Origin of the sequence: Ralstonia sp. 22086 (assembly GCF_052045975.1) — a bacterium.
GTDB lineage: Bacteria > Pseudomonadota > Gammaproteobacteria > Burkholderiales > Burkholderiaceae > Ralstonia > Ralstonia wenshanensis.
In genome coordinates, this window is sequence record NZ_JBQEPZ010000001.1 from 386513 (window position 1) to 408999 (window position 22487).

23 protein-coding genes are annotated in these 22487 nt (G+C 65.6%); 14 read left to right on the forward strand and 9 right to left on the reverse strand.

All coding sequences use genetic code 11. The annotated features are described in order from the left end of the window. Nucleotides 1–12 precede the first annotated feature (12 nt). From ACTJK6_RS01770 to ygfZ, 3 genes are all read right to left on the reverse strand, one after another. On the reverse strand, nt 13–828 hold the full coding sequence (locus ACTJK6_RS01770) for an NRDE family protein (RefSeq protein WP_260802456.1): 816 nt from the start codon (nt 826–828) through the stop codon (nt 13–15). A gap of 128 nt (nt 829–956) precedes the next feature. Then, a complete protein-coding gene (locus tag ACTJK6_RS01775) occupies nt 957–1247 on the reverse strand; it encodes a DUF4936 family protein (protein ID WP_260802457.1) in 291 nt (96 codons plus the stop codon). 14 nt (nt 1248–1261) lie between these two features. After that, nucleotides 1262–2302, reverse strand: coding sequence for a CAF17-like 4Fe-4S cluster assembly/insertion protein YgfZ (gene ygfZ / locus ACTJK6_RS01780; protein WP_260802458.1), 1041 nt, complete (start codon nt 2300–2302; stop codon nt 1262–1264). A gap of 133 nt (nt 2303–2435) precedes the next feature. Here ygfZ and mltG point away from each other — a divergent pair, with 133 nt between their 5' ends. The 6 genes from mltG to ACTJK6_RS01810 all read left to right on the forward strand — a co-directional run bounded on the left by mltG (nt 2436) and on the right by ACTJK6_RS01810 (nt 7293). Beyond that, on the forward strand, nt 2436–3434 hold the full coding sequence (gene mltG, locus ACTJK6_RS01785; protein ID WP_260802459.1) for an endolytic transglycosylase MltG: 999 nt from the start codon (nt 2436–2438) through the stop codon (nt 3432–3434). Next, on the forward strand, nt 3431–4048 hold the full coding sequence (tmk, locus tag ACTJK6_RS01790) for a dTMP kinase (protein ID WP_440818443.1): 618 nt from the start codon (nt 3431–3433) through the stop codon (nt 4046–4048). Before mltG ends, tmk begins: the two co-directional genes overlap by 4 nt. A gap of 81 nt (nt 4049–4129) precedes the next feature. Further along, the gene (locus ACTJK6_RS01795; protein WP_316881126.1) at nt 4130–5140 is read left to right on the forward strand and encodes a DNA polymerase III subunit delta'; all 1011 of its coding nucleotides are present in this window, start codon (nt 4130–4132) and stop codon (nt 5138–5140) included. Nucleotides 5141–5182: 42 nt separating this feature from the next. Next, nucleotides 5183–5602: a PilZ domain-containing protein gene (locus ACTJK6_RS01800; RefSeq protein WP_440838207.1), complete on the forward strand. Its 420-nt coding sequence runs from the start codon at nt 5183–5185 to the stop codon at nt 5600–5602. Between the two features lie 52 nt (nt 5603–5654). After that, nucleotides 5655–6458: a TatD family hydrolase gene (locus tag ACTJK6_RS01805; RefSeq protein ID WP_232042832.1), complete on the forward strand. Its 804-nt coding sequence runs from the start codon at nt 5655–5657 to the stop codon at nt 6456–6458. After that, nucleotides 6442–7293, forward strand: a complete 852-nt coding sequence (locus tag ACTJK6_RS01810; RefSeq protein ID WP_232042831.1) for an ankyrin repeat domain-containing protein — start codon at nt 6442–6444, stop codon at nt 7291–7293. The genes ACTJK6_RS01805 and ACTJK6_RS01810 overlap by 17 nt, the downstream gene beginning before the upstream one ends. A gap of 28 nt (nt 7294–7321) precedes the next feature. Here ACTJK6_RS01810 and egtB read toward each other — a convergent pair whose 3' ends face one another. Then, nucleotides 7322–8620 (reverse strand): ergothioneine biosynthesis protein EgtB, encoded by a 1299-nt coding sequence (egtB, locus tag ACTJK6_RS01815; protein WP_440838208.1) that lies wholly within the window; start codon nt 8618–8620, stop codon nt 7322–7324. Nucleotides 8621–8861: 241 nt separating this feature from the next. On the opposite strand from egtB, the gene ACTJK6_RS01820 reads away from it, so the two are divergent. From ACTJK6_RS01820 to ACTJK6_RS01845, 6 genes are read left to right on the forward strand one after another with little or no spacing between them, the layout of a single operon-like run. After that, nucleotides 8862–9932 (forward strand): LacI family DNA-binding transcriptional regulator, encoded by a 1071-nt coding sequence (locus tag ACTJK6_RS01820; protein WP_260802465.1) that lies wholly within the window; start codon nt 8862–8864, stop codon nt 9930–9932. Then, nucleotides 9929–10960 carry an ABC transporter substrate-binding protein gene (locus tag ACTJK6_RS01825; protein WP_024975671.1) on the forward strand — a complete coding sequence of 344 codons (1032 nt, stop codon included), beginning with the start codon at nt 9929–9931 and terminating at the stop codon, nt 10958–10960. The genes ACTJK6_RS01820 and ACTJK6_RS01825 overlap by 4 nt, the downstream gene beginning before the upstream one ends. A 2-nt stretch (nt 10961–10962) precedes the next feature. Beyond that, nucleotides 10963–11814, forward strand: coding sequence for an ABC transporter permease (locus ACTJK6_RS01830; RefSeq protein ID WP_440838209.1), 852 nt, complete (start codon nt 10963–10965; stop codon nt 11812–11814). Further along, entirely contained in the window at nt 11811–12608 is a 798-nt protein-coding gene (locus tag ACTJK6_RS01835) for an ABC transporter permease (protein WP_232042826.1), read from the forward strand. The genes ACTJK6_RS01830 and ACTJK6_RS01835 overlap by 4 nt, the downstream gene beginning before the upstream one ends. Further along, the gene (locus ACTJK6_RS01840) at nt 12605–13666 is read left to right on the forward strand and encodes an ABC transporter ATP-binding protein (protein ID WP_232042825.1); all 1062 of its coding nucleotides are present in this window, start codon (nt 12605–12607) and stop codon (nt 13664–13666) included. The genes ACTJK6_RS01835 and ACTJK6_RS01840 overlap by 4 nt, the downstream gene beginning before the upstream one ends. Nucleotides 13667–13671: 5 nt before the next feature. Continuing rightward, entirely contained in the window at nt 13672–14520 is an 849-nt protein-coding gene (locus tag ACTJK6_RS01845; RefSeq protein ID WP_440818570.1) for a phosphodiesterase, read from the forward strand. Here the strand turns inward: ACTJK6_RS01845 and ACTJK6_RS01850 are convergent. Next, a complete protein-coding gene (locus ACTJK6_RS01850; RefSeq protein WP_440818446.1) occupies nt 14517–15200 on the reverse strand; it encodes an FMN-dependent NADH-azoreductase in 684 nt (227 codons plus the stop codon). The genes ACTJK6_RS01845 and ACTJK6_RS01850 overlap by 4 nt on opposite strands. A gap of 142 nt (nt 15201–15342) precedes the next feature. On the opposite strand from ACTJK6_RS01850, the gene ACTJK6_RS01855 reads away from it, so the two are divergent. Next, nucleotides 15343–16272: a LysR substrate-binding domain-containing protein gene (locus tag ACTJK6_RS01855; protein ID WP_440838210.1), complete on the forward strand. Its 930-nt coding sequence runs from the start codon at nt 15343–15345 to the stop codon at nt 16270–16272. On the opposite strand, the gene ACTJK6_RS01860 is transcribed toward ACTJK6_RS01855, so the two are convergent. From ACTJK6_RS01860 to ACTJK6_RS01870, 3 genes are read right to left on the reverse strand one after another with little or no spacing between them, the layout of a single operon-like run. Then, nucleotides 16261–17736: an amidase gene (locus ACTJK6_RS01860; RefSeq protein ID WP_440818448.1), complete on the reverse strand. Its 1476-nt coding sequence runs from the start codon at nt 17734–17736 to the stop codon at nt 16261–16263. The genes ACTJK6_RS01855 and ACTJK6_RS01860 overlap by 12 nt on opposite strands. A gap of 20 nt (nt 17737–17756) precedes the next feature. Next, the gene (locus ACTJK6_RS01865; protein ID WP_112184854.1) at nt 17757–18968 is read right to left on the reverse strand and encodes a M20 aminoacylase family protein; all 1212 of its coding nucleotides are present in this window, start codon (nt 18966–18968) and stop codon (nt 17757–17759) included. Nucleotides 18969–19002: 34 nt separating this feature from the next. Beyond that, nucleotides 19003–20304, reverse strand: a complete 1302-nt coding sequence (locus ACTJK6_RS01870; protein WP_440818449.1) for an MFS transporter — start codon at nt 20302–20304, stop codon at nt 19003–19005. Nucleotides 20305–20538: 234 nt separating this feature from the next. Between ACTJK6_RS01870 and ACTJK6_RS01875 the strand changes: the two genes are divergently transcribed. Then, nucleotides 20539–21456 (forward strand): LysR family transcriptional regulator, encoded by a 918-nt coding sequence (locus tag ACTJK6_RS01875; protein ID WP_440838211.1) that lies wholly within the window; start codon nt 20539–20541, stop codon nt 21454–21456. A 3-nt stretch (nt 21457–21459) separates the two neighbouring features. Here the strand turns inward: ACTJK6_RS01875 and ACTJK6_RS01880 are convergent, their stop codons facing one another. Further along, the gene (locus tag ACTJK6_RS01880; RefSeq protein WP_260802475.1) at nt 21460–22422 is read right to left on the reverse strand and encodes an AraC family transcriptional regulator; all 963 of its coding nucleotides are present in this window, start codon (nt 22420–22422) and stop codon (nt 21460–21462) included. Between the last annotated feature and the right edge of the window lie 65 nt (nt 22423–22487).

The following is a 22487-nucleotide window of genomic DNA, read 5'->3' on the forward strand; positions in this document are numbered from 1 at the left end:
GCGGGGCGGCGCTTACGTATCGGCGTGCGTGACGGTATCGAGCACGCCGAGGTAGCGCGTCTCGCCGGTCTGGCCCTGAGCGTCGAAGCGGCGTTCGGTCACGTCGAAGCAGCCGTCGTGGCGGATGCGCAGGATGGTGCTGGCACGCGTGCCGTAGCGCGGCGAGCGGATGAACGCGGCGGAAAGCAGCTTCTCCCACTCAGGGGCCACGCCTGTGGCGGGCAGGGCGCCGGTCGGTGCTTCACGCGTTTCCGACAGCAGATCGAGATAGCGCGCCACATCCAGCGCGTTGCCGTGCCGGCCCGTGTCCGCGGCCAGCGCCTCGGCAAAGGCGGCCATGCGGTGCCGCACCTTGAACCACGGCGTATCGAGCAGCGCGTTGGACAGCCCGTATAGGCCAGGCGCGAGCTTGCGCGGCGCTTCGGCGCGGTTGCTTGTCCACCAGAGTTCGTCGCGTGTGGCGGTCAGCAGGTTGTAGCCGTTGTAGGCACGGTCGCGGGCGGTGAGGCTATCGAGATAGGCTGGCACCGACATGTCGTCCGCCGTCAGGAAATTCGAGACAAGTTCTCCGCGCGAGCGCGCATCGGGCCGGCGCTCAGAAGGTGCGCGGTAATTCGTCAGCGCGGCAAAGCGGCCGTCGCGCGTCATGCCCATCCACGTGCCTGCGTGACCGACCACCTGGGCCATGTCACGCCCGGCCAGCACATTGGGCGCGTCGCTCCACCACGCCAGCGGTGCGGCAGGGCGGTCATAGAATTCGTCCCGGTTGGCGGCCACCACCAGCGCGTAGTCGGGGTGGGCGTGCCAGGCCGTGAGAATCAAACACATGAGCACTTCCTTTGAACATGCCGCGCAACGAACGGCCAATGGCCAATGTGACGATCTGTGTCGCGCGGGCTTCGGCCAAGCATAGCAGCCTGCCGGATTTTTGCGATGACGATTGCGGCAGGGCGCCGTCAGCTGTTTTCCAGATCGACAAACAGCTCGGCGTGGCGTTCACCCGCGACGAATTCGCGCGGGCCGCCGGTTTCCCACAGCGCCGCCAGCGTGGCGGCAAAGGCGGGCGGGACGTCGTCGTAGGACTCCATCCACGTGGCCTGGCCGTCGCGTGTTTCCGGGCGGCGCATCAACGCGCCGGCCACGCCGGTCGCCTCTTCCACGGTATCGAGCCAACGCTGCCAGCGCGGTAGCGCAGCGGCAGCGTCATGCTCGGCGATGCGGAAGTAGACGAACAGGTGGTCGGCCATGATGGGGTACGGTGTCAGGCGTTTTCTGAAACGGGAATGGCGTACGGCAGGTTTTGCAACGTCAGAACCGGCCCGTCTGCTGTGGCCAGGTGGATGACGGTGTCGAGCGCGTCCAGCTTCAGCTCGACCAGCAGATCGGTGCCGCCATCCGGCGCCATGGCGGCGTTGACCACCATGCCACAAGGTTGGTTCGGATCAGTTGCGCTGTAGACCTCGGCACCAGCGGACGTGGGTGCATTCACGTGCGCGCGCTGCATGCGCCGCTTGAGCGTGCCGCGATACTGGCTGCGCGCCACGATTTCCTGGCCGGGGTAACAACCTTTGCGGAAATCGACGCCACCCAGCAGCTCCAGGTTGACCATCTGCGGGACGAACTGTTCCTGAGTGGGCAGGGTGATGTGCGGCACCCCTGCTTGCAGGCTCAGCCAGTCCCACACCTCGGTGCCGACCAGCGACAGGCGCGACGACAGCGTCTTCCAGGCGTCCTGGAAGTGCTCGGCATGGACCATCCATTGATAGCGAGGGCGCCCGCCGGCATCCGGCAGGCGGACGACCGCGCCGAACTGCTGGCCAACCGTGGCGGGCTGCTGCGCCACCGCGTTGACGGTATCGGGTTCAGGCAAGACGGCGCCGGCCTCACGCAGCGCTTCTGCCGCATCGGGCCCGGCGACGCCGATGGCGATGAACTCGTCCATCGGACGCAGCTTGGCCTTGGCGCGCAGCACGAACATCGACAGGCGCTTGGTCAACGCGGGCGCGATCAGCTTGTCTGTCTGCAGCACGATCGTATCGGCCTGACGCCACACCAGCAGCGTGGCGAGCAGCCGGCCCTTGGGCGAGCAATAGCCGGCCAGGCGCGCCTGGTTCAGGCCGAGGCCCGTAACGGCGTTGGTAAGCTGGTTGTGGAGGAACTCGGCAGCATCGGCACCTTCAACGGCGATGCGCGCGAGATCGGTCGGTGCGCACAGCACACTGCCGCGCGTGGCGGCGTCAAATTGCACGTCGAGCGGCGGAAAGCTCAGCGTATCGACAAAATCGTGGAAGACATCGTTCATGGTGTGCGGGGCGGCCTTGGATAGACCGGTATTATATTGGGCTGTCTGAAGGGCAGCTTGTGCCCTGTCTATCCATTTCAAGAGTGCGGAAATCGCCGGTGTCGGCCGGTTCCACACGCAGATTCGCAACACAATGTTCTCTTTTCTCAAACGCTTGATCCTGCTGGCGACCCTGATTGTGCTGGCGGCAGCAGGCGGTGTGGTGTGGTGGGCCCAGCAACCAGTGAGCCTGGCGGCGTCGCCGCTGGAAGTGGTGATCAAACCGAACTCGAGTGTGATCTCGGTCGGCAAGCAGCTTGCCAATGCCGGCGTCGGCGTGCAGCCGCAGTTGTTTTCGCTGCTGGCGCGTGCCACGGGCAACGCCAAGAGCCTCAAAGCCGGCGGTTATGCGCTGGAGACTGGCGCGACGCCCATGTCCATTCTCGACAAGATGGCGCGTGGCGAGGTTACGCACTACGTCGTTACCGTCATCGAGGGCTGGTCGATGCGGCAGATGCGGGCGGTGGTTGACGCGGAACCCGCGCTCAAGCACGACACGGCCGGCATGTCGGATGCGGACCTGATGCGCAAGATCGGTGCGCCCGAAACCAACCCGGAAGGCCTGTTCTTTCCCGATACCTATCTTTTTGCGCGTGGCAGCAGCGATGTGGAGCTGTACCGCCACGCCTATCAGGCGATGCAGAAGCGCCTGAATGACGCCTGGGCGAAACGCTCGCTGGATCTGCCCTACAAGACGCCGTACGAGGCGCTGACCATGGCCTCCATCATCGAGAAGGAGACCGGCCAGAAGCTGGAGCGGCCGATGATTGCCGCCGTATTCGTCAACCGGTTGCGAAAGAACATGCTGCTGCAGACCGACCCGACGGTCATCTACGGCCTTGGCGCCGGCTTTGACGGCAACTTGCGCAAGCGAGACCTGCAGACCGACACCCCGTACAACACCTACACGCGCACGGGCCTGCCGCCCACGCCGATCGCGCTGCCGGGCATGGCATCGCTGCAGGCGGCGCTGAACCCGGCACCGTCGGACGCGCTGTATTTCGTGGCGCGCGGCGACGGCAGCAGCCAGTTTTCGACCAACCTGACGGACCACAACCGGGCCGTCAACAAATATCAGCGCGGCCAACCATGACCGGCAAGTTCATCACATTCGAAGGGATCGACGGCGCGGGCAAGAGCACGCACCTCGCGTGGTTTGCCCAGCAGTTGCAGGCGAAGCTCGCTCCGCAGGGCAAAAAGGTGATCGTCACCCGAGAGCCGGGTGGCACGCCGCTGGGCGAGCGGCTGCGCGAAGTGCTGCTGCACGAGCGCATGCACCTTGAAACTGAGGCGCTGCTGATGTTCGCCGGTCGACGTGAGCACATCGCCGAGGTGATTCAGCCTGCGCTTGACGCCGGCAATTGGGTTATCTCCGATCGCTTCACCGATGCCACGTTCGCCTATCAGGGCGGCGGCAGGGGCTTGGCGATCGACCGGCTAGAGGTGCTGGAGCGCTGGGTGCAGCAGGGCCTGCAGCCGACCAAAACCATCCTGTTTGATCTGGCCCCCGAGATTGCCGCCGCACGCCTGGCCGATGCCCGCACGCCAGACAAGTTCGAAGCCGAGTCCGCGCAGTTCTTCTTGCGCACCCGTGCTGAATACCTGCGCCGTGCGGCAGCCGAGCCGGATCGATTTGTCGTGCTCAACGCCAACCGAGAGCGAGCCGATATCCAGAAAGACTTAGAGAATCTGCTTGCAACACTCTGATTTTGCAGGCAATTTCGGATACGGAAATAATGGTTTCACGACGAGTTTCTGCATCAACAATCTGACGCAACCCATTGATTCATGATGCTTTATCCCTGGCAATCCGCTGACTGGTCCCGCCTGCAAGCCATGCGGGCCAAGTTGCCGCACGCGATTCTGCTCAACGGCCAGGCTGGCACCGGCAAGCGCGATTTCGCCATGCATTTCGCGCAGAGCCTGCTGTGCGATACGCCCGCGGCCGACGGCCAGCCGTGCGGCACATGCGCGGCCTGCAACTGGTTTGCGCAGGGCAACCATCCGGATTTCCACCTCGTGCGCCCGGAAGCCATGGAAGACGCGCCCGAGACGGAGAAAGACGCCGACGGCAAGAAAAAGGCGCCGAGCAAGATCATCCGCATGGAGCAGGTCCGCAACCTGATCGAGGGGGTGGGGGTGGGCACGCACCGGGCCGGGTTGCGGGTGGTGGTGCTGTATCCGCTCGACGCGTTGCAGACTGAGGGCGCCAACGCGCTGCTAAAGACGCTGGAAGAGCCGCCGCAGAACACTGTGTTCCTGCTGGTGACGGACCGGATCGACCGCATCCTGCCGACCATCCTGTCGCGTTGCAGGCAGTTTCCGCTGCAGCCGCCGCAACCCGAGGCGGCGCGCCAGTGGCTAGAGCAGCAAGGCGTGCCGCACGCGCAAAACCTGCTGGCCGAGTTCGGCAATGCGCCGCTGGCCGCGTTGGCCGCCGCCGAGTCCGAAGACCGTCCGCTGTTGCAATTCCTGCTCGAACAGCTGGGTCAGGGCGCCAAGCTTGATGCGCTCGCCACGGCGGATCATTTACAGAAATTGTCGGTGCCTGCCGTTCTCAGTACCATGCACCGGTGGGTCTTTGACCTGATGGCGGCGCGGCTGGCGGGGCGTCCGCGCTACTTTCCGGCGCAGCGCGATGTGTTGCAACGTTGCGCAAACACCATCCCACTGGATCGCCTGGAACGTTTTGCGCGTGCCCTGCCAGCGCGGCGCCGCACCGAGCAACATCCGCTGGCGGCACGACTCGTCATCGAAAGTCTTTTGCTGGATTACCGGCAGCTCTTTCCGGCTGCCTGAACCCGAACCCGCACCTGAACGTTTGCACTCTGTGGACACCCTGTGAGCACTGCACCTCTTCGTACGCCCGGCACCCCCGTCACCCCTGGCACGCCCGCTGCAGCCGGCGCGGCGCCGGGCGCTCCGACCCGTCCGGGCATCGTTTCGCTGGCCATCAAGGATGAAGCTGGCCTGCACGCCGCCTACATGCCGTTCCTGAAGAACGGCGGCATCTTCGTGCCCACGCAGCGCCCTTATCGGATTGGCGAGGAAGTCTTCCTCGTGCTGTCGCTGCTGGATCGCCCGCAGAAGTATCAGGTGGCCGGCAAGGTGGCCTGGATCACGCCGGTGGGCACCCCTGCCAAGACGCCGGGCATTGGCGTGCATCTTGGCGAAGATGAGCAGTGCCGCGTGTTGCGCCGCGTGATCGAAGAGTTGCTCGGCAAGCAGATCAACTCGCAGCGCCCGACGCAAACCCTCTGATTTTTTCCTGATATGGCGCATCAAATTTGCGCCGTAACCTTCTGATTATTCGATGTTTGTCGACTCTCACTGTCACATCAATTTTCCCGACCTGCGCGCGCGCCTGCCCGAGCTGTTGACGCGCATGCGCGAAAACCGCGTCACCCACGCGCTGTGCATTTCCGTCACGCTGGAAGACTTTCCGAGCGTGCTGGAGATCGCCGAGCAGGAACCGAACGTGTACGCCACGGTGGGCGTGCACCCTGATGCCGAAGCGGACATTGAGGAAGGCAGAGCCATTGAAGAGCCCACGCTGGAGCGTCTGCTGAGCCTCGCTGATCACCCGCGCGTGGTCGGCATTGGCGAGACCGGTCTCGACTATTACCGCTTGGGCGACCGTACCGTGGCCGACATGGAATGGCAGCGCGACCGCTTTCGCACGCATATTCGCGCGTCGAAGCAGACCGGCAAGCCGTTGGTGATCCACACGCGCTCGTCGGCTGACGACACGCTGGCCATCATGCGCGAAGAGGGCGCCGAGGCTGCACGCGGGGTCATGCATTGCTTTACCGAGACGTGGGACGTGGCCAAGGCCGCGCTGGACCTGGGTTTCTACATCTCGTTCTCGGGCATCGTCACCTTCAAGAACGCGGTGGACCTGCAGGAAACCGCCAGGAAGGTGCCACTGGATCGCATGCTGATCGAGACCGACTCGCCGTACCTTGCGCCGGTGCCGTTCCGCGGCAAGACCAACGAGCCGGCATACGTGCGGCACGTGGGCGAATTCCTGGCCACGCTGCGGGGTGAGCCGCTGGAGCGTATTGCCGGGGTCACCACCGAAAATTTCTTCAATCTATTCAATGCGATACCGCGATAACTTGACGCAAATGATGAACAAGATCGCGCTGGCTGCGGCGCTGACGATGGCTTTTTCAGGCGCAGCATTCGCCACGCCGCAGGACGATCTTCGCAACGCCGTCGAGTACAACCGCCCGGCGCTGGTGCAGAAGTACATCGCGCAGGGCGTTGACCCGAACTTGAACACGCGCGACGGCACGCCGCTCTTGGTCGACGCGCTCAAGGACAAGAACATCGAGGTGGCCGAGGCGCTCATCCGCGCCAAGAACATCGATTTCGAACGCACCAACGCTGCCGGCGAAAACGCGCTGATGATGGCCGCCTACCAGGGCCTGTTGCCCATGGTGAAGCTGCTGGTGGAAACCTACGACGTGGAGGTCAACAAGACCGGCTGGACCGCGCTGCATTACGCCGCCACCAACGGGTATGACGACATCGTCAAATACCTGCTCGACCACGCGGCCTATATCGATGCGGAAAGCCCCAACGCGACCACGCCGCTGATGATGGCAGCCATGGGCGGGCACATCACGACAGTCAAGCTGCTGCTGGACGAGGGCGCGGACATGAACCTGCGCAACCAGCAGAAGATGGACGTGATCGACTTCGCCAAGCGGTATCACCAGGATGAGATTGCGGCGGGGTTGGAGTCACGCCGGCGCAAGCTGGCGGCGCAGGCCGGCCAGCCAGCTCCGGCGGCTGCCCCTCAGCCTGCCAAGGCAAGCGCGCCCGATACACCAACGCCAACGTCAACGCCAATGCCGGCACCAAAACGAGACGCAGCGGCACCCAGCCCGGCTGGCCAGGAAACGATCGGCACCCCAACCAACATGCTGTTTGACAGCAACCGCTAGACGCGACGCAACTACCGGGCGTGAAGCGTCACGCCCGCTTTGCCAGCCGCACTCCGGTGAACTGCCACCGCTGGTGCGGGTAGAAGAAATTGCGATACGTCGCCCGCAGATGCCCCTCTGGCGACACGCACGACCCACCACGCAGCACCATCTGGCTGCACATGAATTTGCCGTTGTATTCCCCCACGGCCCCCTCGGCTGGCTCAAAGCCCGGGTAGGGGCCATAAGGGCTGGCGGTCCATTCCCACACATCACCGAACAGTTGACGCAGGCTGCCTGCCTCGGCGATGCCGTGGTCGGGCAACGGGCGTAGTGCGCCCCGTCCGGCAAAGTTGCCTTGCACGGGGAGACCTTCTGCGGCGTGCTCCCATTCGGCTTCCGTCGGCAGGCGGGCGCCGGCCCAGCGGGCATAGGCATCGGCCTCGTAAAAGCTGACGTGCGTGACCGGCGCGTCCAGATCCACCGGCTGCAGGCCGTGCAGCGACATCTGCTGCCAACCTTCGGCCTCGTCCATGCCGGCGCGCCAGTAGAGCGCGGCGTCAATGCCTTCGCGCTGCACCCATGCCCAGCCGTCGGAGAGCCACAACGTTGGCTGCCGGTAACCGCCGTCCTGCATGAAGGCAAGCCACTCGCGGTTGGTGACCGGGTGCGTGGCCAATGCATAGGGCTCCAGCCAGACCGTGTGGCGCGGGCCTTCGCAATCGAACATGAAACCGGCATCGGACTCGGTTTTGCCGATCTGCACTGCGCCGCCCTGGAAGCTCACCCAGCACGGTTGCGCGGGCACCGCATGCACGCGTGGCGGCGGCGTTTCTGCATAGGCCGGGCATAGCGGATTCTGTGCAAACAAGTGGAGCAGATCGGTCAGCAGCAGTTCCTGATGCTGCTGCTCGTGGTGCAGACCAAGCGTAATCAGGCGCGCCAGGTCATCCGTTACGCCGTCGGCCAGCAAGCGCTGCATGGCCGCATCGACATGGGCCCGATAGGCACGCACTTCGTCGAGCGTGGGGCGGGTGAGCATGCCACGGCGCGGGCGCGGGTGCCGCGCACCCACGGTCTCGTAATACGAATTGAACAGGTAGCGGTAGCGTGCGTCCGGCGAGCGGTAGCCCGGCACGTTGGGGCCGAGGATGAATTCCTCGAAGAACCACGTCGTATGGGCGAGATGCCATTTGGCGGGGCTGGCGTCGTCCATCGATTGGACGGTGGCATCGGCGTCGGACAGGGGCGCGGCCAGGGCCAGCGATTGCGCTCGCACGACGCCGTAGTGCTGCATCAGCGCGGGCAGGGCGGTAGTTGGCACATCAAAAACGGGCGATACGCGCATGGGGTCTCCAGAGCAGGCAGCGAGAACAGCACAGCAGCAAGTGGGCCATGCCGCTGCGCGCGCGTTGGCGCACGCCGCCTGCCCATTTTCGTAAGAAGCATATGCGAGCTTTGTAACTTTGCCATGCACGAGGCTGGCGATGCTGCGTTGCGGCGATGACTGCACTGCAGCATCGATTGTCATGAAACAGTCACTGCGGCCGCCTACGATGTAAACGTTTACACATTCCAAGGGGCACGCAGTGGGCAGCAGCATCAAGGACGTGGCGACGCATGCCGGCATTTCGATTGCCACGGTGTCGCGAGCGGTCAATACGCCGGAGCGGGTGAGCGCGTCGACGCTGGCCCGTGTGCAGGCGGCCATGGATGCGCTTCACTACCGCCCGAACGCGCTGGGCCGCCAGCTGCGCGCCGAGCGCACGGGCTTGCTGGGCGTGGTGCTGCCATCGCTGGCCAACCCCGTGTTTGCCGAATGCATGCAGGGCATCGAGGAGGCTGCGTCCATCACAGGCCAGCGCGTGATGCTCATGACCACCGCCTACGACCGCGAGCGAGAAGCCCGCGCCATCGAGACCATGCTCGAACAGCGCGTCGACGGCCTGATCCTGACCGTGGCCGATGCCGCCGCCAATCCGCATCTCGATCGCCTCGACGCCGAGCATGTGCCTTATGTGCTGGTCTACAACGACACGGTCGGCCAGGCGCGCATTCCTGCACGCTGCTGTGTGACCGTCGACAACCGCGCCGCCGCCCGCGACGCCATTCGCGCGTTGCTCGCACAGGGCCACCGCCAGATCCGCATGCTCACCGGCACGCTGGCCGCCTCCGACCGTGCAGCACTGCGCCACGACGGCTACCGCGAAGCGCTGGAGGCGGCCGGCATTGCGCCGCAGCCGCCCGTCGAAATTGATTTCAATGCCGACGCCATGCTGCCGGCCGAGCTGGCTCGCCTGCTGGCGCCGCCACGCCCGACCGCCATCTTCTGCAGCAACGACCGCCTTGCCTTGCTCACCATCCGCTCGCTGCGCGAGATGGGCCTGCGCGTGCCTGAAGACGTGAGCGTGGTCGGCTTTGATGGCCTGGCGATGGGGCAGTGGCTTTCGCCCACGCTGGCCACCGTGGCGCAGCCGCACCGCCGGATCGGCGCCGACGCGGCCACGGCGCTGGCCCGCCGCATCACTGGCGAGGCGGTGCCCTCGATTACGTTGCCGCACCGCCTGCTGGCGGGCGGCACGCTGGCCCGTGCGCCGGCTGAAGCGTCTCTCTCCGTTGTTTCTTCCCTCACGTCTGATACGCAAGGAGCGTCTCGATGAAACGTCTCGTTCAATGGCTGCGCGCGTGCGGCCTTGTGGCTGCCGGCGCATTTGCCCTGGCTGCGCCGGTGCAGGCTCAACCTGCTGGCCAGCAAGTCGCCATCTGCTACAACTGCCCGCCCGAATGGGCCGATTGGGCCAGCCAGATCAAGGCCATCAAGGAAAAGACCGGCATCACTGTGCCGTTCGACAACAAGAATTCCGGCCAGGCCATCGCACAGATGCTGGCCGAGAAATCGCACCCCGTGGCTGACGTGGCCTACCTGGGTATCACGTCCGCGTATCAGGCCAAGGAAAAGGGCCTGGTCGCGAACTACAAGCCGAAGCATTGGGAAGACATTCCGGCCGGCATGAAAGACCCGGATGGCGCGTTCTTCTCGATCCACTCCGGCACGCTGGGCTTCTTCGTCAACAAGGACGCGCTGGAGGGCAAGCCCGTGCCGCGCTCGTGGAAGGATCTGCTCAAGCCCGAGTACAAGGGCATGGTCGGCTATCTGGACCCGAGCAGCGCCTTTGTCGGCTACGTGGGCGCCGTGGCGGTCAACCAGGCGCTGGGTGGCACGCTCGACAACTTCGGCCCGGCCATCGAGTGGTTCAAGCAGTTGAAGAAGAACGCGCCGATCGTGCCGAAGCAGACGGCCTACGCGCGCGTTGTGGCAGGCGAAATCCCCATCCTGCTGGACTATGATTTCAACGCCTACCGCGCCAAGTACAAGGATCACGCCAACGTGGAGTTTGTGATTCCGCAGGAAGGCACGATCGCCGTGCCGTACGTGATGAGCCTGACCGCCGGTGCGCCGCATGCCGAGAATGCCAAGAAGGTGCTGGATTTCGTGCTGTCGGACGAAGGCCAGACGCTGTGGGCCAACGCCTACCTGCGTCCGGTGCGCGCCAGCGCCATGAGCAAGGAAGCCGCCTCGCGCTTCCTGCCGGCCAGCGAATACGCCCGCGCCAAGACGGTCGACTTCAACAAGATGGCGGCCGGCCAGCAGGCGTTTGGCACGCGCTACCTGAACGAGGTCCGCTGAGCATGAGCACCGTCACCCGAACCACCTTGTCCGACGATGCGGTGTTGCCCGCACGGTGGCGGGTGGCGTTGCTGGCACCGGCCGTCGCGCTGTTCTGCGCGTTCTGGCTGCTGCCGATGGCCGCGCTGCTGCGTGTGAGCGGCAGCGAAGGGCTGGTCGCAACCTACACGGCGGCGCTCACCACACCACGCTACCTGGGCAGTCTGTTCTCGACGGTGGTGCTGTCCGCGGCGGTCACGCTGGCGACGCTCATTCTCTCGACCATCGCCGGGTTGTTTCTGGTGCGCCACAACGTGCCGGGCAAACGAATGATTACCGCCATGCTGACGTTTCCGCTGGCGTTTCCCGGCGTGGTGGTCGGCTTCATGGTGATCCTGCTGGCCGGGCGCCAGGGCCTGCTGGGTGACCTCACGCACAAGCTCGTCGGCGAGAAATGGGTCTTCGCGTATTCCATCGGCGGGCTGTTTCTCGGCTACCTGTATTTCTCGATTCCGCGCGTGGTGCTGACGGTCATGGCAGCGGCGGAAAAACTCGATCGTTCATTGGAAGAGGCGGCACGCTCGCTGGGTGCATCGTCGTGGCAGGTGACGCGCGATGTGCTGGTGCCCGGGCTCGCCCCCGCCCTGATCGCCTCGGGGGCCATCTGCTTTGCCACGTCGATGGGCGCGTTCGGCACCGCCTTTACGCTCGCCACCGATATCGACGTGTTGCCGATGACGATCTATACCGAGTTCACGCTCAACGCGGGTATTGCGATGGCGGCGGCGCTGTCGGTGGTGCTGGGTGTGGTGACGTGGCTGGTGTTGGCAATTGCGCGTACTGCGAGCGGTAGCCCGACGGGGGCGGCAGCATGAAGCGCGCTTTGTCCATTGCCCAGTGGGGTATCACGCTGCTGCTGTGCCTGTTCCTGATCGTCCCGGTCGTGCTGTCGATGGCCGTGGGCCTGACACGTAACTACATCCGCGGCTTCAAGAGTGGCTGGACGCTCGATTGGGTCGCCCAGGTCTGGGATATGTATCAGGCGTCGATCTGGATGTCGCTGCTGGTGGCGCTGTGCACGCTGGTAATTGTGCTGGCGGCGGGCGTGCCGGCGGGCTATGTGCTGGCCCGCCGCCAGAGCCGTGCGAGCCGCCTGATCGAAGAATTCCTGACGCTGCCCGTGGCGCTGCCTGGCTTGGCGACGGCGCTGGGGTTGATCGTGGCCTATGGCGGCTTTGGCGGTTTTCGCGAGAGCCTGTGGTTCATCGTCGTCGGGCATGTGGTGTTCACGCTGCCGTTCATGGTGCGCTCGGTTGCAGCCGTGGCGGCAGGCCAGAACCTGAAGACGCTGGAGGAGGGCGCCGCCAGCCTGGGCGCGTCGTTCTGGCAGCGCTTTCGCACCATCGTTCTGCCCAACGTGCAGCCCGGCATCCTGGCCGGGGCATTGACAGTCGTGACGCTCTCGGTGGGGGAGTTCAACCTCACCTGGATGCTGCACACGCCGGAAACCAAAACCCTGCCGGTCGGCCTGGCCGACACCTATGCGTCGATGCGCCTGGAAATCGCCAGCGCCTACACGCTGATTTTCTTCGTCATGATCGTGCCGCTGCTGGTGCTGATGCAGCGCTTTGGCGGCCTGCGGGTGAACAACGGAAAGGCTTCCCGATGAGTACCGAACCCCTACATCTCGCGCCCGTGCCGATCCGGCTGCGTGGCTGCGGAAAACACTTCGGCGGCCAGCGCGTGCTGGAGTCGATGGACCTCGACATCGCGGCGGGCGAGACCGTCGTGCTGCTCGGCCCCTCGGGCTGCGGAAAGACCACCACGCTGCGCATCGTCGCGGGGCTGGAAGCGCCGGACGCCGGCGGCACCGTGCACTTTGGCGACGAAGACGTCACCGCACGCCCGATCGAGCGCCGCCGCGTCGGCATGGTGTTCCAGAGCTACGCGCTATTTCCCAACCTGAGCGTGCGCGGCAATGTGGAATACGGCCTGCGCATCCAGCGCCGGCAGAACGGCTTGTCCGACACGCAGATCAGCGCCCGGGCGAACACGCTGCTGGAGATGATGCACCTCACGCCGTACGCAGACCGCGGTGTGGATCAGCTCTCCGGCGGGCAGCGCCAACGCGTGGCCCTGGCGCGCGCGCTGGCGCCCGAGCCGCGTGTGCTGCTGCTCGACGAACCGCTCACGGCGCTCGACGCCAAGCTGCGCGAATCCGTGCGCGCCGAGATGGACCGCCTGCTGCGCAGCCTCGGCATCACGACCATCTACGTGACACACGACCAGGAAGAGGCAATGGCGCTGGCCGATCGCATCGTCGTCATGGAAGCCGGCCGCATTGCGCAGATCGGCACGCCGCGCGAAATCTACTTCCAGCCGGCCAATCGGCACGTGGCGGATTTCATCGGCGTCATGAACCGGCTTGACGGCGCGCGAGAGGATGGCACATTCGTCTGCGCGGGGGGCCGCGTCCTCGTGCCGGCAGGCGAAGGCAACGCCGTGTTTTTCCGCCCCGAAGATGCCGTGCTGGCGGACCCGGCCCAGGCCGCGCTCAAAGGCACCGTCGAATCGGCGGTGTTTCTCGGTTTCCGCACCCGCGTGCGCGTGGCGGGCGTGTCGGCCATGCCGCTGTTCATTGACGTGCCCGGCCGCCAGCAATTTGCGCCGGGCCATACGGTCGGCTTCGATGTTCCGGAAGACCGCCTTCTGACCCTGCAAGCCTGATGCCGATGCATTTCCTGCAACTCACCGATCTTCATATCAAGCGCCCGGGGCGACTGGCGTATCGGCGCGTGGATTCGGCGGCGTATCTGGCACGCTGCGTGGAGCATATCCTGGCGCAGCCGGAGAAACCGGACGCCATCGTGCTGACCGGCGATCTCGTAGACGCTGGCGCGCCGGAGGAGTACGCGCACCTGCGCGCCGTACTGGCGCCGCTCGATGCGGCTGGCATCCGCATGCTGCCCGTACTGGGCAACCACGACGGCCGCGATGCCGCCCGCGAAGCGTTTGCCGATTGGCTTGCGCCCATTCCGGCCACCGCGCAAGACACGCGCGCTTTCCAATACTGGACCGACATTGGCGACGTGCGCCTGATCGCGCTCGATACGCTGGACGCCGGCCATCCGGGTGGCCGCCTGGGCGTGCGGCGTCTGGATTGGCTGGCCGAAGCGCTGGCATGCGAGACGCAACGCCCGACCGTCATCGCGATGCATCACCCGCCGTTCGCCACCGGCATCGGCCACATGGACGTGCAATCGCTGGCCGAGGAAGACATCCCGGCCTTCGCCCAGATCGTGCGTACGGCCGGCAACGTCGAGCGGATCATCTGCGGGCATCTGCACCGCTCCATTGACGTGCGCTTTGCGGGCACCGTCGCATCGACATGCCCATCACCCGCGCACCAGGTGGCGCTGGATCTCGACCCGGACGCGGCGCCCGGCTTCGTGATGGAGCCGCCCGCCTACAAGGTGCACGCATGGGTGCCGGAGCAGGGCCTGGTGAGCCACCTCGCCTACGTGGGGCAATTCGATGGTCCGCATCCGTTCTTTGAGGCAGACGGGCGGCTGATCGACTAGGCCGCCTCCTCGGCGGCGGCCATCCGCGCGACCAGTGCATCGACGTCGTTTTCCGCCGATGCGATGGACGCACGCAGTCGCTCGTCTGCAAACTCGTCGTATTCGATAGCGACGGAGGCCACATCGGTGATGCCGATGTAGCCGAATGCCGTGGCGACGCCGGCCTCGACGTGGTTCAGGTGCGCAATGCGCTGGCCAGGGCCGTAACCGAAATCGCCGCGCGCGCTGAGGATGACGAGGCGCTTGTTCATGCCGGCCAGCAGCGGCCAATAGGGCTCGCCGGGGCGGCTGCGGTCGAAGCCGAACGTGCGGCCAACGCGCACGATGTTGTCGACGTAGGCCTTGAACTGCGCGGGCATGCCGAAGTTGTACATCGGCACGCCGGCCACGATCACGTCGGCGGCGAGCAGTTCGTCGATCAGCGCATCGCTTTGCGCAAGGCGGTCGTGCATCCACGGTTCGCGCTGCGGGGGCGGCGTGAACGCGGCATGGACCCAGCGGCCATCCACGGGGGCTGGCGGTTCAGCGCCGATGTCGCGATAGACGACGTGCGCGTCGGGCTCATGCTCAAGCCAGCGCTGTACAAAGCGTGCGGAGAGCCGGCGCGTGTGCGAGCCATGGCGCGAAGTCTCGGAGGTGCCCGGCCGGGCGCTGGAATCGAGATGCAGAAGGCGGGTCATGTTGGATCGTTGATGAGTGAAGGTGTGCCCACTCTACGAACCGCGCTGCACTAGGACAAACGACATGTTTTGTGTGCCACGGCTGATATGGATTCATCCATGCCGCCCACGCGGGAAAAGCGCTCATGACACAATCCCGCGCATGCGAAAACTGCCACCCCTGAGCGCGCTGCGGACCTTTGAAGCCACCGCGCGCCACCTCAGCATGAAGCGCGCTGCCGACGAGCTGTCGGTCACGCCCACGGCCGTGAGCCATCAGATTCGCCGCCTGGAAGATGCGCTGGGGGTGGCGCTGTTCGAGCGCCACGTGCGTGCGCTGCGCCTGTCAGCCGCCGGCGAGCAGTTGTATCCGGTGCTCAACACCGGCTTTGATGCGTTTGCGCAGGCCATCGATGCCATTCGCGGCGAGCAGGCGCGACCGGGGCGTCAGCGCGTGACGCTCACGGCGCCGATGGGGCTTGCTGCGCGCTGGCTGGTGCCGCGGCTCGGTGAATTTGCGACGCAGCATCCGGGGGTGGATCTGCGCATTCATGCGTCCGACACCGTGGTCGACCTGCATGGCGGCAGTGCAGACCTTGCCGTGCGCTATGGTGATACGCCGGCCACGGGAAATGGACTCGTCACCGAACGGCTCTTTGGCGACGCCTATGCACCCGTCTGCCACCCGGGCCTGAAGGTGCAGTCGCACGACGATCTGGCGCGCGTGCCGCTCATCCACTCCGAATGGCAGCGCACGCTGCCGCAGGCGATTGGCTGGCCGATGTGGGCACGCGCAGCGGGTATCGAGCACACCCTCAAGACGGACGCAGGCATCGTGCTGTCCGACGACGGGCACGCCATGTCGGCGGCAATGGCCGGGCAGGGTGTGATCCTGGCGAACCTGCCGCTGGTGCGCGATGCCTTGGAGGCTGGCGCGCTCGTCCAGCCGTTCGCAGCGCCAGTCATACAGCGCTATGCCTTCTGGGCCGTGGCGCCATCTGCGCGGCTTGACGACGTTGCCGTGCGCGCGGTGTGGGATTGGCTCTGCGCGTGCCGCGAAAACACGGCACGTGTGCACCCCTCAGCCCAATAGCGGCGACGCCGCACGCGCTGGCGCAAACGCCTCGTGCCACGCGGCGGCAAGTTGCAGCAAGGCAAACTCCGACCGGGGCGGCGCAATCACCTGCAGGCCCAGCGGCAGGCCTTCGGCGGTCAAGCCCGACGGCAGGCTCGCGGCCGGCACGCCCGCCAGCGTGGCGCCAATCACGACTTCCATCCAGCGGTGATACGTGTCCATTGCGCGGCTGGCGACGGTCTTGGGCCAGTGTTCTTCAGCAGGGAAGGGCGCAACCTGCGTGCAGGGCAGGACGAGAAAATCGTAGTGCGCAAACTGCCGCAGCAGCGCCTGGTACCAGCTCGCACGCGTGGCGATGGCACGGTTGATGTCGATGGCGGTGCGGCTGCGTCCGTGCTCGATTTCCCAGATCGCTTCGGGCTTGAGCAAATCGCGCGTGGCGGCGTTGTCGTACAGCAGGCCGAGGTTGCCGGACACGCTCAGCGCGCGCAGTGTGCACCAGCATTCCCATAGCGCGTCCATGGCGAAGAAAGGCCGCACGGTCTCGACATGGCAGCCCAGCGTATCGAACGTGTCGAGCGCCTGCTCGTTGACGGCCAGCACGTCGGAATCGATGGCAAGGTAGCCCCCGAAATCACGCAACCAGCCAATGCGAGCCTGCCGGAAGTCACGGTGCAGCGGTTGCATGAAGCACGCCGGATCGTCGCTTAGCGACAGCGGCGCACGCGGGTCGTAACCGGCTTGCGTGGCGAGCAGCCAGGCGAGGTCGTGCGGATTGCGCGCCATCGGGCCTTCAGTGCCGAGTTGCTGGAAGAACACGTCGCCGGTGGGGCCGTAAGGTACGCGACCGAGGCTCGGGCGCAGGCCGTAGATGTTGTTCCAGGCGGCGGGGTTGCGCAGCGAACCCATCATGTCGCTGCCGTCGGCCACGGGCAGCATGTTCAGCGCCAGCGCGGCGGCCGTGCCACCGCTGCTGCCGCCCGCCGAGCGCTCGGGGTTCCAGGCGTTGCGTGTGATGCCGTACACGCGGTTGTAGGTGTGCGAACCGAGGCCGAACTCCGGCGTGTTCGTCTTGCCGATCAGTACGGTGCCTTGGCGGCGAATGCGCTCGACGACGATGCTGTCGTGTGTCGGCACATTGCGCGCCATGGCGAGACTGCCCATCGCCGTCACCATGCCCGCCGTGGCGGCAAGATCCTTGGGTGCCTGCGGAAAGCCATGCATCCACCCGCCGGACAAGCCTTGCGACAGCAGCACATCGCGCTCGCGTGCCTGGTCGATGGCGGATTCGGCATCGATGCGGGCGACGACGGCGTTCACCGCCGGGTTATGGCGATCGATCTGCGCAAGGAACGCCTCCATGACTTCGACGCACGACACATCGCGCGCGTGGATGCGCCGCGATAGCTCGATCGCGCTCCATTGCACGATCTCTTCGTTGGTGGCCGCCGGTGTGGCTGCATGGCTCAGATTCGCTTGCATTGCTTGACTCGAAGTTCACTTCACGCGGTCAGGTAGGTCTGTGCCAGTCGCACCCAGGCGGCCGCGCCCAACGGCAGCACCTGGTCGTTGAAGTCGTACCCAGGGTTGTGCACCATGCAGCCGCCGAACTCACCTTCGCCATTGCCGAGGATGAGGTAGCAGCCAGGCACTTCGTTCAGCATCCAGGCAAAGTCTTCGCTACCGTTGAGCCCCTTGGGCGCCTGCGTGACGACGTTGGCCGCGCCCACCAGTTCGGTGCAGACCTGCTGCGCCAGTTGCGTCTCGGCCTCGGTGTTGACCATGGGCGGCGTCAATTGACGATAGTCGATCTGCGCCTCGACGCCATGGGCTTGTGCGGTCAGGCTGACGATCTCGCGAATGCGCATTTCCACCAGCGCGCGCGTCTCGGGCCGCGCCGCGCGCACATTCAGGCCGATCGTCACCGATTCCGGAATCACGTTGTGCGTTGCCCCGCCGCGAATGAAACCGACCGACACCACCGCCGTGTCATCGGGCGCGACGTTGCGTGCGACCACGGTCTGCAAGGCGGTGATGATGGCGGCCGATGCGGCAATCGGATCCCGCGCGCGATGCGGCATCGCGCCGTGTCCGCCCATGCCCTTGATGGTGACGTCGGCCACGTCGGAAGACAGGCTCACCGGCCCCGGCAGCACGCGGAAGCTACCGGCCGGCACGCCCGGCATGTTGTGCAGGGCATAGACGGCATCGCACGGGAAGCGCTCGAAGAGGCCGTCTTCGATCATGGCGCGCGCACCGCACAGGTTTTCCTCATCGGGCTGGAAGATGAGGTTCAGCGTGCCGTCAAAATCGCGGCTCTCGGCCAATGCCTTGGCCGCGGCGAGCAGGATGGCGGTGTGCCCGTCGTGGCCGCACGCGTGCATCTTGCCGTGGTTGCGGCTGGCGTAAGGCAGACCGGTTGCTTCAACGATGGGCAGGGCGTCCATGTCTGCACGAATGCCGAGACGGCGCGTGCCGCTGCCGAGCTTCAGCTGGCCCACCACGCCGCTCTTGCCGATGCCGGTGTGGACCTCGTAGCCCCAGCTTTTGAGCAGATCGGCCACCAACGTGCTGGTGGCGCCCACCTCGAAACCGAGTTCAGGTTGCGCGTGAATCTGGCGGCGGATGTTGACGAACGTTTCCGCATCGATGTGGACGGGCGGCAGCAGATGCGGCAACAGTTGGAACGGCGTGAGCGTGGGGGCTTTGGTCATGTCGGGGCTCCGGGGTGGGCGGTAGGAATCGGGTTCAGTGGGTTTCGCGCGCTTCGCGCAGGCTCAGCACGGTCAGCAGCGTGATGGCGCTGCACACCATCATGTAAAAGGCAGGGGAGAGCGGATTGCCGGTGCGGGCCAGCAGCCACGTCACGACAAACTGGCACGAACCGCCAAACACCGTCACGCCGATCGCGTAGATGACCGACAGGCCGCTGGCGCGCACCTTGATGGGCAGCAGCTCCATCATCATGAGCAGCATGGGCGTGGTGCCCAGGTACAACGTGCCGGTCAGCAGCGCAGACAGCGCCAGCACCAGCGGCACGCTCGGGTAATGCGTCATCAGCCAGAAGGCCGGATAGAGCGCCACCACGGTGACCAGCGTTGCGCCCACCACCAGCGGCTTGCGGCGCGGCAGGCGATCCGCCAGCCAACCGGAAAGGAGCGACGCGCCAAAGCTAGTCAGCCCCGTCACGCAGCCGGCCAGCAGCGACAGCGAAGGCGGCAGATGCAGCTCGCGGATCATGTAGGTCGGCATGAAATAGATCACCAGGTACGTGCCGACCGTCCCGCCGATGATCGTGAGCACGCCCTTGATGACCAGCCCGCCGTGGTCGCGGAACAGGGTGCCGAGCGGGCTCGGGGCATGCGCTTCGGCGGTGTGCGTTTCATCCAGGTGCGAGCGGATATACAGGCCCACCGGCGCGATCAGCAAGCCGAGGAAGAACGGTACGCGCCAGCCCCAGCTCTGCAGCGCTTCCGGCGACAGGCTGCCGTACAGAATGGCCGCAGTGAGCGCGCCGCACAGCGCCGCAATGCCCTGGCTGCCGAGTTGCCAGCTCACGCGAAACCCGCGCCCACGGACGCCGCCTGACTCCATCAGCATCGCGGTCGACGCACCGATTTCTCCACCCAGCGAAAAGCCCTGCAGCAACCGGCCGGCCAGAATGACCAGCGGGCCGAACAGCCCTGCGGTGGCGTAAGTCGGCGCAACCGCCAGGCACAGCGTGCCGACGACCATCAGCCCGATCGTCAGCGTCATCGCGGCCTTGCGTCCGTGGCGGTCTGCATAGTTGCCGATCACGAAGCCGCCCAGCGGGCGCATCACAAAGCCGATGCCGAACGTCGCCACTGCCAGCAGTAGCGAGCCATACGCGCTATCGGACGGAAAGAACAGCTTGCCGATCATCAGTGCGAAGAAGCTGTAGACCGTGAAGTCGTACATCTCCAGCGCATTGCCGATCGAGCATGCGGCGATCAGGCGTGCCTGGCCGACAGGCTTGGGCGCAGCAGCGACCGAGGCGGTCAAGGGCGGCTGCAGGGTGGCGTCATTCATGTGGATCTCCATCCGGGGTATTGGCGAGAGGGCTTCTGCGAACCCTTGGGCGCTTGCAGTATTCCGCCAAGCCGCCGTCCGGAAAAAATCGTAAATATTCATCCCGATAACCAAATAGAATCGCCGTCATAACCGGCCTGCATCCGCTATCGGGGAAAGCCCGCGAATCATTGGGGCGATGTCGGGTGACGTACCGAATGCCGGGCAGTGCGCCCAACGATGGGGAGGAGCGACGTGAAACTGCACCAATTGCGCATCCTGCTGGCCGTGGCACAGCACGGCAGCATCCACGAAGCGTCTCGCGGGCTGCACATCTCGCAGCCGGCGCTGTCGAAGGCGATTGCGGAACTGGAAAGGGAGCTTGGCGTCACGCTGCTGTCGCGTTCGGTGCGCGGCGTGAGCCTGACCTCATATGGCATGGCGCTGGTCAAGCGCGCGAGTGTCGTCGAGCAGGAACTGCGTCACGCGCTGGAAGACATCGAAGCCATTCGTGGCCATGCGGAGGCGGAACTCAACATCGGCTTTACCGCCGTGGCGTCGAGCGGGCCGCTGCCAGATGCGATGGCGGCATTGCGCAAGCGCTTTCCCAACGTTGCGCTGCGCGGCTTCGAACAGCGTCCGCAGCAGATTCTGGAGGGGCTGCGGGAGGGGCGGCTCGATATCGGCTTGATCTCCAGCAACAGCGGCCCCGGCACGGGCAGTTTTCAGTGGGAGCCGCTGTTTTCAGTGCCGATGCGCCTGGCGGTGCGCCCGGGCCATCCGTTGCGCCGCGTGCGCCGGCTACGCCCGCTGCTGGATGCCGACTGGCTGGTGCTCGACCCGCTGGAGGATCCGGGCGGCCCGATGGTGAGTCTGATGCGGTTGCATCGTCTCGACATCCCGCGCCGGATCGTGCAAAGCGCGTCGAATCTGCTGGGGCTGCAATTGGCCACAAAGACGGATGTCGTCAGCATGTGGTCGGAGTTTGTCTTCAGCGGCACCGGCGGGCCGCTGCGCATGGTGCCGGGCTCGCTCGAAACCTTGCCGATGGAAGATGAGCTGCCGGATTTCAATGTCTACATGGTCTATCGGTCGGCGGACCTGATGACGCATGTGTGTGCGGAATTCAGCAAAGAGATCCGGCACGCGGCGCAGCACTATCGCCAGCGCTGATCATCACGCCCCAAGTTCGGCGCCTTCCGTGCGCATCGCCCCCGGCGGTCGCCCAACGACGCGTTTGAATGCGCGGCTAAACGCAGCGAGAGACCCGTAGCCGAGCCGGTACGCGACGGCTTCGATTGCCTCGCGGTCGCGCGTGATCCATTGCGCGGCGAGACGCATTCGAAGCTCGGTCAGATAACGCACGGGCGTCATTCCGGTCGCTGCAAGAAAGCGCTCGGCAAACACCGAGCGCGAGACGCCTGCTTGCGCCGCCAGCTCCGCGACGCTCCAGTTGCGACCCGGGTCTCGATGCAGGGCAACGATCGCACGACCGAGTTTCGGCTCGCGTAGCGCCTGCACCCAGCCCGTCGCGTCGCCGCAACCGCATTCCACCCAGCCGCGCACAATGAAGGCCGCCACCACGTCCGCCAGCCGCGCGAGGATGCCGGCAAAGCCTGCGCGCTCGGAGCACGATTCGCGCTCCATCGCGTCGAGCATCGGGCGGATTTCCGGGTAGCGCGCGAGCAGGGTGCCGACGTGCATGAACTCCGGCATCGTGCCCACAAGCGGCTGCATGCCGCCAAGATCCAACTCCATGCACGCGCTGAAAATGAGCGCATCGCCCGGGGCCGCTTCCGTGCCGGCTCCGACCGACGCCACCGTCTCGCAGATCTTCGCGGCTTCAAAACCGGCGATCTCGCGGCAAGGCGCATCCGGATCGGACAGCAACGCGTGTGGGGTGCCCTGGGGCAGCAACACCGCATCACCAGCCTCAAGTTGCATGGTTGCGCCCGACGCGTCGCGCAGCAACACGGGCCCGCGCCCCACGAAGTGGAACTGCGCACGCCCTGGCGCCTCACCAAAGCTCAGCCCGAAGGGCCGCGCCACGTGGATACGGCGGTACTGGACACCGCTCAGCCGCATGCCCAGCAGCAGCTCGCTGACAAGGTCGTGCACGTCGGGCAGGGGAGTGAGCATGTCGAAAGTCCGGACGATTGATCAACAAGACCGGATTGTATGTCATAGACCGTCCGATTAACGGG

Excerpts from the sequence above, each read along its gene's own strand:
- ACTJK6_RS01880 (WP_260802475.1), bottom strand. The coding sequence starts at position 22,422 with ATGCTCACTCCCCTGCCCGACGTGCACGACCTTGTCAGCGAGCTGCTG.
- ACTJK6_RS01855 (WP_440838210.1), top strand. The coding sequence starts at position 15,343 with ATGCGAAAACTGCCACCCCTGAGCGCGCTGCGGACCTTTGAAGCCACC.
- mltG (WP_260802459.1), top strand. The coding sequence starts at position 2,436 with ATGTTCTCTTTTCTCAAACGCTTGATCCTGCTGGCGACCCTGATTGTG.
- ACTJK6_RS01830 (WP_440838209.1), top strand. The coding sequence starts at position 10,963 with ATGAGCACCGTCACCCGAACCACCTTGTCCGACGATGCGGTGTTGCCC.
- ACTJK6_RS01860 (WP_440818448.1), bottom strand. The coding sequence starts at position 17,736 with ATGCAAGCGAATCTGAGCCATGCAGCCACACCGGCGGCCACCAACGAA.
- ACTJK6_RS01795 (WP_316881126.1), top strand. The coding sequence starts at position 4,130 with ATGATGCTTTATCCCTGGCAATCCGCTGACTGGTCCCGCCTGCAAGCC.
- ygfZ (WP_260802458.1), bottom strand. The coding sequence starts at position 2,302 with ATGAACGATGTCTTCCACGATTTTGTCGATACGCTGAGCTTTCCGCCG.
- ACTJK6_RS01825 (WP_024975671.1), top strand. The coding sequence starts at position 9,929 with ATGAAACGTCTCGTTCAATGGCTGCGCGCGTGCGGCCTTGTGGCTGCC.
- ACTJK6_RS01850 (WP_440818446.1), bottom strand. The coding sequence starts at position 15,200 with ATGACCCGCCTTCTGCATCTCGATTCCAGCGCCCGGCCGGGCACCTCC.
- tmk (WP_440818443.1), top strand. The coding sequence starts at position 3,431 with ATGACCGGCAAGTTCATCACATTCGAAGGGATCGACGGCGCGGGCAAG.
- ACTJK6_RS01840 (WP_232042825.1), top strand. The coding sequence starts at position 12,605 with ATGAGTACCGAACCCCTACATCTCGCGCCCGTGCCGATCCGGCTGCGT.
- ACTJK6_RS01770 (WP_260802456.1), bottom strand. The coding sequence starts at position 828 with ATGTGTTTGATTCTCACGGCCTGGCACGCCCACCCCGACTACGCGCTG.
- ACTJK6_RS01870 (WP_440818449.1), bottom strand. The coding sequence starts at position 20,304 with ATGAATGACGCCACCCTGCAGCCGCCCTTGACCGCCTCGGTCGCTGCT.
- ACTJK6_RS01865 (WP_112184854.1), bottom strand. The coding sequence starts at position 18,968 with ATGACCAAAGCCCCCACGCTCACGCCGTTCCAACTGTTGCCGCATCTG.
- ACTJK6_RS01845 (WP_440818570.1), top strand. The coding sequence starts at position 13,672 with ATGCATTTCCTGCAACTCACCGATCTTCATATCAAGCGCCCGGGGCGA.
- ACTJK6_RS01775 (WP_260802457.1), bottom strand. The coding sequence starts at position 1,247 with ATGGCCGACCACCTGTTCGTCTACTTCCGCATCGCCGAGCATGACGCT.
- ACTJK6_RS01805 (WP_232042832.1), top strand. The coding sequence starts at position 5,655 with ATGTTTGTCGACTCTCACTGTCACATCAATTTTCCCGACCTGCGCGCG.
- egtB (WP_440838208.1), bottom strand. The coding sequence starts at position 8,620 with ATGCGCGTATCGCCCGTTTTTGATGTGCCAACTACCGCCCTGCCCGCG.
- ACTJK6_RS01810 (WP_232042831.1), top strand. The coding sequence starts at position 6,442 with ATGCGATACCGCGATAACTTGACGCAAATGATGAACAAGATCGCGCTG.
- ACTJK6_RS01835 (WP_232042826.1), top strand. The coding sequence starts at position 11,811 with ATGAAGCGCGCTTTGTCCATTGCCCAGTGGGGTATCACGCTGCTGCTG.